The 14,386-nt window shown below is 65.9% G+C and carries 11 protein-coding genes; 10 read left to right on the top strand and 1 reads right to left on the bottom strand.

Annotated elements, in window-relative coordinates:
- Positions 1-21 precede the first annotated feature (21 nt).
- From QME71_05765 to QME71_05755, 3 genes are all read left to right on the top strand, one after another.
- A complete protein-coding gene (locus QME71_05765; protein ID MDI6857804.1) occupies positions 22-1,626 on the top strand; it encodes a sensor domain-containing diguanylate cyclase in 1,605 nt (534 codons plus the stop codon).
- 119 nt (positions 1,627-1,745) lie between these two features.
- Positions 1,746-3,341, top strand: a complete 1,596-nt coding sequence (locus QME71_05760) for a sensor domain-containing diguanylate cyclase (protein ID MDI6857803.1) — start codon at positions 1,746-1,748, stop codon at positions 3,339-3,341.
- Between the two features lie 3 nt (positions 3,342-3,344).
- Positions 3,345-5,006: a sensor domain-containing diguanylate cyclase gene (locus QME71_05755; protein MDI6857802.1), complete on the top strand. Its 1,662-nt coding sequence runs from the start codon at positions 3,345-3,347 to the stop codon at positions 5,004-5,006.
- Between the two features lie 20 nt (positions 5,007-5,026).
- Here the strand turns inward: QME71_05755 and QME71_05750 are convergent, their stop codons facing one another.
- Positions 5,027-5,659, bottom strand: a complete 633-nt coding sequence (locus tag QME71_05750; protein ID MDI6857801.1) for an MBL fold metallo-hydrolase — start codon at positions 5,657-5,659, stop codon at positions 5,027-5,029.
- Between the two features lie 96 nt (positions 5,660-5,755).
- On the opposite strand from QME71_05750, the gene QME71_05745 reads away from it, so the two are divergent.
- The 7 genes from QME71_05745 (at position 5,756) to QME71_05715 (ending at position 14,336) form a co-directional block, all read left to right on the top strand.
- Positions 5,756-6,664, top strand: a complete 909-nt coding sequence (locus tag QME71_05745) for an MBL fold metallo-hydrolase (GenBank protein MDI6857800.1) — start codon at positions 5,756-5,758, stop codon at positions 6,662-6,664.
- 141 nt (positions 6,665-6,805) lie between these two features.
- Positions 6,806-8,125: a diaminopimelate decarboxylase gene (lysA, locus tag QME71_05740; protein MDI6857799.1), complete on the top strand. Its 1,320-nt coding sequence runs from the start codon at positions 6,806-6,808 to the stop codon at positions 8,123-8,125.
- A gap of 15 nt (positions 8,126-8,140) precedes the next feature.
- A complete protein-coding gene (holB, locus tag QME71_05735) occupies positions 8,141-9,205 on the top strand; it encodes a DNA polymerase III subunit delta' (GenBank protein MDI6857798.1) in 1,065 nt (354 codons plus the stop codon).
- Between the two features lie 36 nt (positions 9,206-9,241).
- Positions 9,242-10,303: a regulatory iron-sulfur-containing complex subunit RicT gene (ricT, locus tag QME71_05730; protein MDI6857797.1), complete on the top strand. Its 1,062-nt coding sequence runs from the start codon at positions 9,242-9,244 to the stop codon at positions 10,301-10,303.
- 162 nt (positions 10,304-10,465) lie between these two features.
- Positions 10,466-11,716: a serine hydroxymethyltransferase gene (glyA, locus tag QME71_05725; protein MDI6857796.1), complete on the top strand. Its 1,251-nt coding sequence runs from the start codon at positions 10,466-10,468 to the stop codon at positions 11,714-11,716.
- Between the two features lie 60 nt (positions 11,717-11,776).
- Positions 11,777-13,222 carry a hypothetical protein gene (locus QME71_05720; protein ID MDI6857795.1) on the top strand — a complete coding sequence of 482 codons (1,446 nt, stop codon included), beginning with the start codon at positions 11,777-11,779 and terminating at the stop codon, positions 13,220-13,222.
- 289 nt (positions 13,223-13,511) lie between these two features.
- A complete protein-coding gene (locus QME71_05715) occupies positions 13,512-14,336 on the top strand; it encodes a hypothetical protein (GenBank protein MDI6857794.1) in 825 nt (274 codons plus the stop codon).
- The last annotated feature ends 50 nt before the right edge of the window (positions 14,337-14,386 follow it).

Here is a 14,386-nt window from a genome sequence, read left to right as displayed (position 1 = left end):
TATGGGGGAAACCTTAGGCCTATGGTAGGAGGAAAGATAGAGGCGCTGGGTGCGCTGGCGCAGATCGTGGCGGCCCCGGGACCCAGCCAGCGGAAGTTGGTGCAGGCACTGGATATAATCCGGGACGTTACCGGGCTGGACCGCGTCTTCCTTGCTTACGCCCAGGACTCCGAGTTCCTCTGCGTTGGAGACTCCAGCGGGCCCGACAGTGTGGGCACCGGGCAGATGGGGATCTGGCTTCTGGACCACCAGATGCAACTCGTGTCCGGCCCCGTGACCTTCGAGATGCGCGGCAGCAGAGTAGAGGCGATTACGCCCTACCGCAAGGCAAAGGGGCGCATATACGCTGCGTTCCCGCTTTCGACTGACTCCGCCTCCGGACAGATGCTGCTCGTGAAGGCGAAGCGGGAGGGGGAGCTTACGCGGGCGCTCTCCGCGTTCGTCGATGCCGCCTTCCCCTCTCTGGCGCTTCTTCTCGAGCAGCAGTTGAGCGCCTGGAGGGTGGCGCGTCAGAAAGAGCAGATGACTGCCCTTGCCAATGCGGGGGAGCTGCTGATCCAGGCAGAGCAGATGGAATCGGTCCTGAGCGATCTGGCGACGGCCGTATCCTCATCAACCGGTTATCCCCTGGTCTCGATCGATGTCTATGACGACGCTTCGAAGCGGATCGGCATAAGCGCTCTTAACAAGGCCCTGCAAACGCGCAGCTCTCTGGGCGCGCTCTGGAAGGGGCAGGTCTTCAGCATGACATACTCCGACGAGCTCATGCAGGCGGCCATGCGCACGCGCAAACCCCTTTTCATCAGCGATATTCAAAGCGATAGCCGGTTGCGACCGGAGGAGCGCGCCTTTTTCAGGAACGCCCACATCTTTTCCGCCGGGCAATTCCCTCTTGTCTTTGGGGACGAGTTCCTGGGGACGCTGCGCGTGGGGAGCCAGCACCCGCGGAGCTTCAACCCGCAGGAGGTGCGCGTGCTCGAGGGGTTCGCCGCGCAGCTCTCCGTCGCGCTGAAAGCGGTGCGGATGTACAAGGCCCTCGGCGAATCAGAGAAGCAGCTAAAGGCCTACTCCCAGCGCCTTCAGTCGAGCATGGAGATACAGCACCGCCTGGCGCGGACCGATCCGCTCACGGGGATCCCGAACCGCCGCTACATCGACGAGGTGGTCGGCGGCGAATGCGCGCGCGCCGCCCGGCACGGCACCAGCCTGAGCCTGGCGATAGCGGATATCGATCGCTTCAAGGACGTGAACGACACCTACGGACACAAGGCCGGTGACGAAGCGCTCGTCCAGCTCGCCGACCTTGCGCGCCGCACCTGCCGTCGCGGCGACATGGTCGGGCGCTACGGCGGCGACGAGTTCCTCTTCGTGCTGCCGGAGACGGGCCTCGCGGCGGCGAAGCGGTTCGGCGAGCGCTTTCGCTCGGAGGTCGCCGGGCGTCTATTCTCGATTGCGGCCGACTGCGAGACAAAGTTGCGGGTGAGCATAGGAGTCACAGCCATCGATGGGGAAAAACCGCAGGAGGCGGCGGCGCTGGTGAGGGAGGCCGACGAAGCCCTCTACCAGGCAAAATGCCAGGGCGGCGATAGAACCGTGCTCTACGAGTCTGCCCGGCGAGCGGCATAGAGCGGGCAAGACGACACCTCCCATCAACTGTTCCCGCCAGCGACCCCTGCACGTATTCAGGAACAACGTCGAGTATCCGAACCTTCTACAGAGCAACCCTCAGCCACGGGGAGCAGATATTGCGAGACGAGTTCAACGCGTTGCGGCGCGTCGCGGAAATGGCCCGTCGGGCGGAAGCGACCAAAGAAGGACTCCGCTCCGTAGGGGACACGATTGCGGCTGCCCTCGGAGACGTGAGCGTCTACTTTACCTACGCCACGGAGCGAGACTGGACGGTCTGCGGCGATTCCCGCTCGGGCGATGACCTTGGAACGGGCAGCACCGGCGTCTGGCTGGTCCAGAGGCAGTGCGAGCTGCAAGGGTGCCCCGTCGCGTTCAACGTCCGCGACCGCCGTGTGGAGGACTTTGCCCCTGCCGCCAAGGCGCGAGGACGCTGCTATATGGCGGCCCGGCTGCCCATAAGCGCCAGCCCAAGCGAAATGATCATCGTGAAGGGCGCCTGGAAGGGCGGGATTCCCCCGCGGTTGCTGCGCCTGGTCAGCATGTTGACGCCCTCCCTTCAGTTCTTCCTCGAGAGAATGCTCGACGCCACCAAGGGCGAGCGCCAGAGAAACCAGATGGTGGCGCTGGCGAACCCCGCGCAGGTGCTCACGGCCTCGAAGGACACGGATGCCACGCTGGAGAAGGTGGCGACGGCCGTCGCCGAATCACTTGACTACGAGCTGGTGAGCCTCGACCTCTGGGACGAAACGACGCAGAAACTGACCACACGGGTGATAAACGGCACACGCTGGGAGGAGAGCTCCCTCTACGCCGAATGGAGGGAGATGCTCGAATCGGTGCCGGACTGGCCCGCCCTCGAATCGATATCCACGCGGCAGCCGGTCTTGATGCCGGACGCGCAGCACGACGAGCGGGTGCACGAAGCGGGCCGCAGGTTCTGGCAGTTCCTCATGGTGGTCTCCACTGCGCGCTTCCCTCTCATCTTCAACGATGAAGTCCTGGGGACGCTGGGACTGGCGAGTTTTCGTCCCCGCAGCTTTCCCAAAGAGGAGGTGCAGTTCCTGCAGAGCGTGGCTACGCAGGCGGCCACAGCCTTGAAGGCGATGCAGATGTATAAGAAGCTCGCCGATTCCGAGGAACAACTGCGGCTATACGCGGAACAGCTTCAGGCCAGCGTTGAAATCCAGCACCGGTTGGCCCGGACGGACGCCCTTACCGGCATACCCAACCGTCGTTACGCAGAAGAGGTCATGGACGCGGAAATCGCCCGGGCCCTTCGGAGCGGCACGCCCCTCAGCATCGTGATGGCCGACGTAGACGGGCTGAAACGAGTAAACGACGAGTACGGCCACCAGGCGGGCGACGACGTCCTCATCAGGCTCGCCCATCTGGCGAGGACGAGTTGCCGCCGCGGGGACACGGTAGCCCGCTTTGGCGGCGACGAGTTCCTCTTCGTGCTCGCGGGGGCCGATCTGCGGGATGCGGAAAGGTTCGGTGAGCGCTTTCGCCTCAAGGTGGAACGGCAGCCTATCCCCCTCAAGGGACAGACGAGTGTGCGTGTCCGTGTGAGCGCGGGAGCGGCGCAGTTCGCCAACTCGACGTCGCAAGGCCCCTCTGATCTGATTGCTCTTGCCGATAGCGCCCTCTACGCGGCGAAGTCGGCGGGAGGGAATACCACCCGGGCGCTGCCTGTGGGAGAGAGGGTCGCCTAGGCCGTGCGCTCGCGAGCAACAACGCCAGCTGCGGGCTCAGGACGCGGGCCTCGACGGGACGATGGCGGCGCGGCGCTGAAGGCGCTGCATCGACTGAGCACCGCCGCACTCCAACAACCGCCCGACGACAAGACGCTGACCCTCTTTGCGGACGCCCTATCGGAGTTCGTGGGGGCGTCGAAGATATTCTTTACCTATGCGCTCGATCAGGGCTTCATCGTCCACGGCGGCTCGCGATCGGGGAACGACATCGGCACGTCGCAGATAGGGCTGTGGCTTGTGCAGCGGCAGCTTGGCCTGCTGGGTGGGCCTGTGGCCTTCAACATTGAAAAGCGCCGCGTAGGTGACTTTGCGGCAGCGGCCGTAGCCTCGGGGCGACGGTACGTAGCGTTCAAGGTGCCGACCAGCGAGAGCCCGGCCGAGATGCTGATTCTCGAAGGCGCCTGGAAGGGGCGTGTCCCGCCGGAGCTCGTGACGTTTATCGAGGCGGCGATGCCCTCGATCACGGTCTTGCTGGAGCGAATGCTGAACGCAGCGCGGGGCGCCAGGCAGAAAGAGCACCTGCTCGCTCTCGCCAACGCGGCGGACATGCTTACCCGCTCGGAGGACGTGCAGCCGGCGCTCGTGGAGCTGGCGACGGCTGTGGCGGCTGTGGCGTCGTTTGACTTTGCGACCATCGGTGTGTCTGAGCCGGGCACGCAGATCGTTGCGCGCATCGCGATGAACCGGAACCGGTTTTCCGACCTGTCCGCCGCGCAGGAGTGGCGGCGGCTGTTGACCGGCGACGGGGGATTGCATGCGATCGGTACCTTGATGAAGGAGACGCGTGAGCCCTTCGTGGCTCAGGACGCACAAGAAGATGAGCGCGTTCCGGAAACGGTGCGAGACTTCGCCCGGCGCAACCTCCTCAGGTCGTCAATGTCGGTACCCCTCTTCTTCGGCGACGAGTATCTCGGCTTCTTGCAGTGCTCCAGCTTTACCCCCCGGGATTTTCCGCCCGCTGAAATAGCGTTCATGAAGGGCATCGCTTCCCAGGTCGCCGCCGCGTTGAAGGCGATGCAGATGTACAAGGCCCTTGCCGAATCGGAGGCGCAACTGAGGGAGTACGCGCAACGGTTGCAGGCCAGCATGGAGATCCAGCACAGGCTGGCGCGCACGGACGCGCTGACCGGCATCCCCAACCGGCGCTATATAGAAGAAGTCATCGAGGCGGAGTGCGCGCGTGCCGTCCGTCACGATACCGCCTTGAGCATCGTTATGCTCGACGTGGACGGGCTGAAACGGATCAACGACACCTACGGCCACCAAGCGGGCGATGACGTGCTTGTGCAGCTTGCGCAACTGGCGCGCAGAAGTTGCCGCAAGGGCGACGCCGTAGGCCGCCTGGGCGGCGACGAGTTCCTGTTCGTGCTCCCCGGCTCCGCTCTCGCCGCCGGCGCCCGGTTCGCGGAGCGGTTCCGCACCCGGGTGGAGCGGCACGAGTTCTCCCTCTCGAAGGGCGAGACGGTAGCGATGAAGGCCAGTCTCGGGGTGGCGGAGTTCACCAGGGGAACGGTGGACAGCGCTGGACGGTTCGTCGAATTGGCGGACGAGGCGCTGTATGAGGCGAAGAAAATGGGCGGCAACCGCGTCTGCGCCCGGCCTGCTACCAGACGCGCGGCCTAGTCGCGCCCTGCTCCCCGGTCCTACGATCCCTCCCACGTCACATCGCCGCACAGGTCGGGAGGGTGCTGTCTCGAAGCGAAGACGGCGTACTCCTGTTTCGCGCGCCCGATTGTCGTGTTCTCGCCGTGTCCGGGGCAGACCAGCGTGTCATCGGGCAGCGCGAAGAGCCTCTCGATTATCGACCGTATCACCTGCTGCAATTGCTGCGGCGTGCCGGTGTGGCCGGGGCCGCCGGGGAAGAGGGTGTCGCCGGCAATGAGATGCTCGCCCGCAAGCAGACAGATGCTGCCGGGCGTGTGACCCGGCGTGTGGATCACCTTCACCTCCTGGGAGCCGAGCGACAGCGTCTCTTCGTCGCTCAACCGGCGCGTCACCTTGTCCTCCGATATCCCTCTTTCCTCCACATGCGCCATGACCGGCGCCCCCGTTGCTTTGGTCATCAGGTCGAAGGAGAGCCGGTGATCGGGGTGGGCGTGCGTCAAGACGATTCCCATCACCTTCGTCCCCTGCGCCTGCTCAAGGACCTTTTCCCCCTCCGCCGGCATGTCGACGATGAGGCTTTCGCCGCTGCCGCCGTCAATGATGACGTAGGCGTTGTTGGCATGAGGCCCGAGCGGGCCGATCTTTATCACTCTCAGGTCGTCTCCTGCCAACGTGTTCCTCCCTCCCGACTCCGCGTTGCGTGGCAGGATAGCAGAGGCCGCGTCTGCGGTCAAAGCCTGGCGCGAGTGTATAATGGTGCCACTTCAGTGTCCGAGGCCTCTGTGCAGGTAAGCGAGCACGTCCACGTCGTCCGCGTCAGGGTACGGTCGTATCCCGAGGCGTATTCCCCCAACGTCTACTTCGTGGTCGACGGGGGCGAGGCGTTCATGGTGGACAGCGGCTTCCCCGACGACGACTCGGTGGGCGCGCGCCTGGACTACTTGCGTTCGTTGGGCAGCCCCAGACTGAAGCTGATCGCTCTCACGCACCATCACTACGACCACTCGAGCGGCGCCTATCGCTATCAGCAGGAGGCGGACGTTGCAGTCGCGATGAACCCGGTCGAGGCGGACTTGCTGAAGCAGGCGGCGAAGAGCGCGTCGCCGGAGCGCTCGGCGGAGGAGCGGCGGCTGCGGCGCAAGGCGGCGCGTGTCAGGGTGGATGTGTTCCTCGAGGATGGGGCTGCGCTGGAAGCAGGACGCCTTACGCTGCGGGCGCTGCTCATGCCGGGGCACAGCGCGGGACACATGTGCTTCCATTTTGAGGAAGAGGGGTTGCTGTTCAGCGGCGACAACGTGCTCGGCATCGGGACGACGGCTATCGCGCCGCCGCCCTACGGCGACATGCTCCAGTACATCGATTCCCTGCGCCGGATGCAGTCGCTCGACGCGGCGATCATCTGTCCCGGGCACGGGCCCATCGTTCACCAGCCGCGGCGCAAGATTCAGGAGCTGATAGACCACCGCCGCGAGCGCGACGAGCAGGTGCTTCGTCTTATCAGTCAGGGGAAGGACAGGCTGAGCCAGATCGTGCGGGGCATATACCCCGAGCTCGACCCCCGGCTGGAGCGGATGGCGCGGGGTCAGATACTTTCGCACCTCCATAAGCTGGAGGCCGAGGGCCGCGTGACGATGAGGCAAGAGGGTGAGGAGATAGCCTGCTCCCTGCGCGGGTAGCGGGAGGCTGGCCATGGGGAAGGCGGCTTCTGCGCTTCCCCTCGCATCGTTTATCCGTTTTCTATCCGCTGGCAGGCTTCCTAGACCCTCCCGTCTACTTCGCATATAATTGGACCACCTTCCCACCCGAGGTTGCCGTTCATGCCTCTCGATCCCGCGCTCGCTCCCGTGTTCCCGCGCACGGCAGTGGTGTCGCCACAGGGCCGCCTCGTCATCGGCGGCTGCGATACGGTCGCTCTCGCGCGTGAATTCGGGACGCCGCTTTACCTCTTCGATGAGACGGAGCTTCGCGAGAATTGCCGCGAGTGGCTGCACGAGTTCCGGTCGCGTCACCCGGAGACGGCAGTGGTCTACGCGGCGAAGGCCTATCTGGGACGCGCCCTCGCCCAACTCATTGCCGAGGAAGGACTGGGACTCGACGTCGCGTCCGGCGGCGAGCTTGCCATCGCCCTCGCGGCCGGGTTCCCGGCGGAGCGCATCTACTTCCACGGCAACAACAAGTCGCGGCGCGAGATTGAGGAAGCGGTGGAGGCCGGCCTCGGCTGTGTCGTTGTCGACAACCTGCACGAGGCGGCGATGCTGAACGAGATCGCGGTAGCGGCGGGCCGGCGGCAGCGGGCGCTGCTGCGCGTCTCGCCCAACATCGACCCCCACACGCACCGCTACATCTCCACCGGCGCCCTCGACAGCAAGTTCGGCGTCGCGATAGGGACGGGTCAGGCCGAAGAGGCGGCGACGGAGCTGCTCGCCGCGCCGGGAATCGAACTGCTCGGTTTTCACGTCCACATCGGCTCGCAGATCATGGAGCTGGAGCCGCACGCGGAGGCGTGTCGCGAGCTTGTGCGCTTCGCCGCCGCGATGAAGGCGCGTCACGGGTTCGAGGCGCGGGTGCTGAGCGCAGGCGGCGGCTTCGCCATCCAATACGTGCGCGACACCGCGCCCCCGTCGAAGGCGCAGTACGCGGAAGCGGTGGTATCGGCGGTCAAGGAAGGGTGCGACGAGCACGGCCTTCCGGCGCCGCGCCTGACGGTCGAGCCCGGACGCTCGATTGCGGGCCGCGCCGGCGTCGCCCTGTACGGCGTGGGGGCGCGCAAGGAGATTCCGGGCGTGCGCACCTACGTCGCGGTTGACGGCGGCATGGCCGACAACATCCGGCCGGCGCTGTACCAGGCGCGATACGAGGCGGTCGTAGCCAGCCGCATGAACGACGCGGCGGAAGAGCGGGTGACCGTTGCGGGCAAGTACTGCGAATCGGGCGACGTGCTGATCCGCGACATCGATCTGCCGAAGCTGTGGGCGGACGACATCCTCGCCGTTCCCGGGGCGGGCGCGTATTGTCTCCCCATGGCGAGCAACTACAACGCCGCGCTGAAGCCGCCTGTGCTGTTCGTGCGGGAGGGGAAAGCGCGCCTCGTGCGACGCCGCGAGACGTACGAAGACGTCCTGCGCTGCGAGACGTAGCGGCCACAACCGACGATGTGGACGATAATCGGGCAGGAGCAAGCGATAGCGGCGCTGTCGCGCGCCCGCTCGGACGGGCGGCTCTCACATGCTTACCTCTTTAGCGGGCCTCCACAGGTGGGAAAGCGCACCGCTGCCGTCCAGTTCGCGCAGGCGCTCAACTGCCGCGGCGAAGACCCTCCCTGCCGCCGCTGCCGCCAGTGCTATCTTATCGAGCAGGGAAGCCACCCGGACGTCGAGCTGATAACGGTTGGCGGCCTCTGCGACGAAAGCTCTCATGACCACTCATCGGACAACTCGCGCGACATCCGCATCTGCCAGGTGCGGCGCCTGGAGCGCGTCGTCAGCCGGACGCCGTTCGAGGGGCGATACCGCGTGCTCATCATCGACCCCGCGGATGCCCTCAACGTCGAGGCGTCGAACGCCTTCCTCAAGACGCTGGAAGAGCCGCCCCCCTCGCTCGTGCTCATCCTTATCACCAGCCGCGAGGAGTCGCTCCTTCCCACCGTCGTCTCCCGCTGCCGGAAGGTGCCGTTCTCGCTCATGACGGTGACGGCGGTGCAGGAAGCGCTGGAGGAAGAGTGGTCGGTGCCGCCGGAGGACGCAGGGCTGCTGGCGCGGCTCAGCGGCGGACGGCTCGGCTGGGCGGTGACGGCGTGGGAGGACGAGACGGTGTTGCCGGCGCGGACGGCGCTCCTCGAAGACGCCTATCGCCTCACAACCGTGGGCCGCGACGAGCGCTTCGCCTACGCCGCCGAGCTGGGGGGTCGCTTCTCGCGCGATCGGGAGGGCGTCCTGCGCGTGCTCGAGCTCTGGCGTGACTGGTGGCGCGACGTGCTCCTGGTGGCCTCCGGCTGCCCCGATATCGTCACGAACGTTGACGCCCTAGACAGACTGGGGCTGTTGGCGAGAAAATATACAGTAGAAGAGATAAGATACGTCCTGCAGGCGATTGCCGGAACGAGGCGCAGCCTGCTCGATAACATAAACGCTCAACTGGCGCTCGAGGTGCTGATGCTCGATCTCGCGGCGCCGTCGATCAGAAAGGAGAAGACATCCGCGACGGGCCCCGTCGCTTAGCAGGGCGATGGCGGGCCGTGCGGTTGTTGTTAAGGCATGACAGAAGAACAGGGAGAAGTCGCGTCCCCTGAGGCCGCGCCTTCGATAGTAGGCGTCAGGTTCAAAGAAGCGGGGCGCGTCTTCTATTTCGACGCCACGGGTTTCACCCTCGAAGTGGGGCAGCACGTGGTCGTACAGACGCCGCAGGGGTCGGAGGTGGCGAGAGTCGTGATAGGCCCCGACCAGCTCCTGGCGGCGGAGGTCTCCAACGACCTTAGCCCCGTACTTCGCGTTGCCGGCCCCGACGACCTCAACCAGGCAGAGGCGCTCCGCTGCAAGGTCCAGGAGGAGCTTGAGACAGCGCGGAAGAAGGTCGAGGAGCACGGCCTCCCCATGCGGCTGATCGGCGGCGACTGCGCCCTCGAAGGCTCGCAACTAACGCTGTATTTCATCGCCGAGCAGCGCGTCGATTTCCGCAGCCTTGTCCGCGACCTTTCGTCGACCCTCGGCAAGCGAGTCCAGCTCATCCAGGTGGGGGAGCGGGACAGGGCGAAACTCGCCGGGGGCATCGGGCACTGCGGCTACCGGCTGTGCTGCCGCTCGTGGTTGACCTCGTTTCCCTCGATTTCGATCCGCATGGCGAAGGAGCAGGACGTGCCCCTGAACCCGGCGAAGATATCAGGCGTCTGCGGCAGGCTCCTCTGCTGTCTCGCCTTCGAGCACGAGTACTACAGGTCCGTGCGCGGGCAGTTGCCCAGGATCGGGCAGACCGTTTCCACCCCCGCTGGCGACGCCAGGCTCATCGCCGTGAACGTGCCACGTGAGACGGTTACCCTTCAGATGCTCGATACGTACGCGACTCTCGACATGCCGGCCGAAGAGCTGCGGAAGCAGTACGGCACCGTGGTCCGGCCGGCCGAAGCCGAGGAGACGCTCGTGGAGACGAACGCCGTTGCCAGCGAACCGGAGCCCGCTACCGCCGAGGCCGCTGGAGAGCCGCCGGAAGCGAAAGCAGGGGAAACGACCGCCGATACCGCCGGAGACAGGACGCGCAGGCGCCGACGGCGGCGCAACGGGCGGCGCAGGAAGCGGGGCAAGAACGGAGCGTCCGGCCAGTGACACGCCGTCCCCCCGCTTTCTCGCGGAAAACGTTGACAGCTTCGGCTGATCCCCAATAGACTGGCACCTGACGCCGTATCTTCCCGGTAAAGCCAGTTCGCCTCGCCATCTGCTCACCGCCAGCGAAGCGGCAGCGACATCTCCGCACGAAGGAGGCTAGTTTTGCAGGAGCTGCAAAGGACCGATCCCGAAATCTACTGTTTCATTGAGGCCGAAGAGCGCTACCAGTTCGAGACTCTCCGGCTAATCCCTTCCGAGAACTACGCCTCGCAGGCGGTGATGCAGGCGGTCGGATCGGTCCTCATGAACAAGTACTCCGAGGGATACCCCGGCAAGCGCTACTACGAGGGCCAGCGCTACGTCGACCAGATGGAGACGGTGGCGATCGAGCGGGCGAAGAGACTGTTCGGGGCGGAGCACGCGAACGTCCAGCCCCACTCGGGATCGCCGGCCAACATGGCGGTCTACTACGCCCTCCTCGAGCCGGGCGACACGGTGATGGGCCTTGCCCTGCCTCATGGCGGCCACCTTACACACGGCTGGGAGGTCAGCTTCTCGTCGCGCTTCTACCGCTCCGTCCAGTACACGGTGCACCGCGAGACCCAGCTTATCGATTACGACGCCGTGCGCGCCCTCGCCAGGAAGGAGCGCCCGAGCATAATCGTCGCCGGGGCCACCGCGTACCCCAGGGAGTACGACTTCAAGGCCTTCGGCGACATAGCCAAAGAGGTAGGGGCGTATTTCCTCGCCGACATCGCGCACATAGCCGGCCTCATCGTTGCCGGCGTCCACCAGGACCCGACGCCCTACGCCGACGTCATTACCACGACCACCCACAAGACCTTGCGAGGCCCCCGCGGCGCCATCATCCTCTGCCCCGAGCGGTTCGCGGAGCGGATCGACCAGGCGGTGTCCCCCGGTCTTCAGGGCGGCCCCCACGATCACAGCATCGCCGGCATCGCCGTCGCGCTCAAAGAAGCGGCGACCGAGGAGTTCAGGGAGTACGGCGCGCAGATCGTGCGCAACGCGAAGGCGATGGCCGCCCAGTTGCTGGAACGCGGTTTCGACCTCGTGACGGGCGGGACCGACAACCATCTCATCGTCATCGACCTGACGAACAAGGGGGTGACGGGCCGCAAGGCGGCGCAAACGCTAGACAGGGCGGGCATCGTCGTGAACTACAACACCGTCCCCTACGACCCGCGCCGGCCCGCCAACCCAAGCGGCATCCGTCTCGGCACGCCCGCGGTCACTTCTCGCGGCATGAAAGAGGCGGAGATGGCCCAGATCGTCGCCTGGATCGACGAGGTGATCAGCAACGTCAACAACGAGGACGTGGTGAAGCGGGTGCGCGGGGAAGTGCGCGACTTCTGCGTCCGCTATCCCGCACCCGGCATCCGCCTCTCCGACTGAACCGACCGGCATCCCCCGCCGGCAGCGTCTCGTGCCCTTTGTTCTCGACAGGAGGTGGAGATGAGCAGCGCTCTGAAGCTAGGGTTCATCCCCGCGCGCCGCGGCATGTTCCCCGCCGAGCCGGCGCGACGCGGACGGGCGGAGACGATTGAGGCGCTGAAGAAGTGCGGCGCCGAGGTCGTCGCGCCTGACCCGTCCCTGACGGAGCTGGGGTGCGTGGAATCGCTCGACGAGGCGAGGGCGACGGCGGCGCTCTTCCGGCGCGAAGAGGTGCAGGGCATCGTCATCGGCGCCATGAACTTCGGCGATGAGCAGGCCGCCGCCCTCACCGTCCGCATGGCCGCCCTCGACGTACCGGTCCTCATCTTTGGGCTGGAGGAGGAGGAAACGCTGCGTCCCGCCACCCAGCGGCGCGACTCGTTGTGCGGGCTGCTGTCCATCGGCGAGGCGCTCCGACAGGTGGGCGCGCGGTACAGCGTCGGCGCGACGCCCATCGCGTCGCCCGCAAGCGAGGCCCTCGCCGCCGACTTCGACTGGTTCACGCGCGTCTGCCGCGTTGTAACTGGAATACGCGGCGCCCGCTTCGGGCAGGTCGGCGCCCGGCCCGACGCCTTCTGGACGTGCCGCGTCAACGAGAAGGCGCTCGAGCGGCTCGGCGTCACGGTCGTGAGCCTCGACCTGTCGGAGGCGGTGCAGGCGGTGAATGGCATGCCCGACGACATGCCGGCGGTGCGGGAGATCGTGCGGGAGATGGAGGAGACGCTGGACGCGAGCGCCGTTTCGAAGGAGGCGCTGGCGAGGCTTGGCAAGTTCGAGCGCTTCCTCCTCGACTTCGCGGAGACGAACCGGCTGGACGCTCTCGCCGTCCAGTGCTGGAACAGCCTTCAGGCGACCCTTGGCATCTGCGCCTGCCTGCCGATGAGCCGCCTCGGCGACCGCGGCATCCCCTGCGCCTGCGAGTCGGACGTCAACGGCGCGCTGTCGATGCACGCGCTGAGGCTGGCGGCGGGCGCGCCGTCGGCCCTCGCCGATATCAACAACCTGCACAACGAAGACCCCGACCTCGTGAACATATGGCACTGCGGCGTCTTCCCCACCTCTTACGCCGGGGAGAAGGCGCGCGTGGGGGCGCACTTCCTGATGGGCGAGACGCTGGGGCCGGAGAGGGCGAGCGGCGTCGTCGAGTTCCGGATGAAGGAAGGGCCGCTGACGCTAGGCCGCGTCACGGAGGACGGCGACGGGAGGTGGAAGGCGTTCGTCTGCGAGGGCGCCGTCGAGGACAACCCGGCCGCTACGTCGGGGGCATACGGGTGGTGCCGCATCCCCGGCTTCATGCGCATCTACTCGGAGATACTGCTCCGGCGCTTCCCCCACCACGCGGCGATCGCGCCCGGCCGCTGGGGAAACGTCCTCTACGAGGCGTTCGGCGGCTACCTGGGCATGGAGACGTACGTGCCGGGCCAGGCGTCGCCGGGGACATACGCGCCGGGCAGGCCGTTCGGGTAGCAGCGTTAACGTCCGCAGAGAGCGTAACGTTGGCTGATGGTGGATGTTTTTCCCACTCCGCCTGAAGGCAAGGGCATGAACCCGTTTCCATATGCCTCAGCCTTCCGGCTGGGGTGCTGTCGCAGGACAATGACGACACCTGCCAGCTATGGGGCCGGTAACGGCGAGCGCTACTCGTTGACAGGGGCTTGACTCGCAGAGGATAATGAGAAAGCTGCGATTTTGACAAAGCCAAGGAGATGGGTGGGAACCCTGGGAGGTTTTGTCTCTTAAGAGAAGGGAGGCTTGAATGCTTCGGAAAACCCCAATCGTTTGGTTGCTGTCGTTGACGGCTATCGTCGTCGGCATGCTTTTCCTCTGGCTGGCGCTGTCGAGCACGACGGCGCCGACCGCTTATTCACAGAACGGACAAGAACCGACGGCCACGCCGACTGACACCGCTACGCCCACGGCTACGGCCACCCCCAACACCGGCTGCATCCTCACGATCAGCAAGAGCGACAGCCCTACCACGGTTCCCGAGGGAGGCCGCATAACCTACACGATCACAGTCAGAAACACGGGCAATGACGACTGCTTCGACATGGTGATAAGCGACACCATACCGACGGACACCGATTGCGTGAGCTTGGCCGTGACGCGCGAGCCCTCAGGAGTGGATATCGACTTCGATGAGGACGACTGCGACGCGTCCGGCGTTGTGCGGTGGACCACCGACGACGTCATCGAGCCCGGCGACCGCGTCGAGGTGCAAATGGTCGTTCAGCTTGAGTCGGACGTCGAAGAGGACGACGAGATAACGAACACGGCATGTGTCATCGCGGAGAGAGAGGTCGAGGTCTGCGATACGGAGAGAACGGACGTCGGCCCCGCGCCGACGGCCATGCCCACAACGCCGCCGACGGCGACTTCTGTCCCCACCGTCCCGCCGCCTCCACCGCCGGTCGTTCCCACTGTTCCGCCGCCACCGCCGCTGCCGACGGTGGTCGCGCCGCCGACGGGCACCGGGCCTTCCGCCGGCACGATGGTCTTCTGGGCTATCGCGGGCATCGCGACGGTTGGCGGACTGCTGCTACTGGGCGGCGGCGTCGCCTGGTCGCGCAGGACGCGCTAGTTACCGCAAACAAGCGTTGAGGGGGAGGCTCCTGCCTCCCCCTCGCTTCT

It is taken from the genome of Dehalococcoidia bacterium (genome assembly GCA_030018455.1).
In the GTDB taxonomy this organism is placed as follows: domain Bacteria; phylum Chloroflexota; class Dehalococcoidia; order DSTF01; family JALHUB01; genus JASEFU01.
This window is presented reverse-complemented; position numbering and strand designations above follow the sequence as displayed.

Coding starts and splice junctions, on each gene's coding strand:
- ricT (MDI6857797.1), top strand. CDS start 9,242: ATGACAGAAGAACAGGGAGAAGTCGCGTCCCCTGAGGCCGCGCCTTCG.
- lysA (MDI6857799.1), top strand. CDS start 6,806: ATGCCTCTCGATCCCGCGCTCGCTCCCGTGTTCCCGCGCACGGCAGTG.
- QME71_05720 (MDI6857795.1), top strand. CDS start 11,777: ATGAGCAGCGCTCTGAAGCTAGGGTTCATCCCCGCGCGCCGCGGCATG.
- QME71_05715 (MDI6857794.1), top strand. CDS start 13,512: ATGCTTCGGAAAACCCCAATCGTTTGGTTGCTGTCGTTGACGGCTATC.
- QME71_05765 (MDI6857804.1), top strand. CDS start 22: ATGGTAGGAGGAAAGATAGAGGCGCTGGGTGCGCTGGCGCAGATCGTG.
- holB (MDI6857798.1), top strand. CDS start 8,141: ATGTGGACGATAATCGGGCAGGAGCAAGCGATAGCGGCGCTGTCGCGC.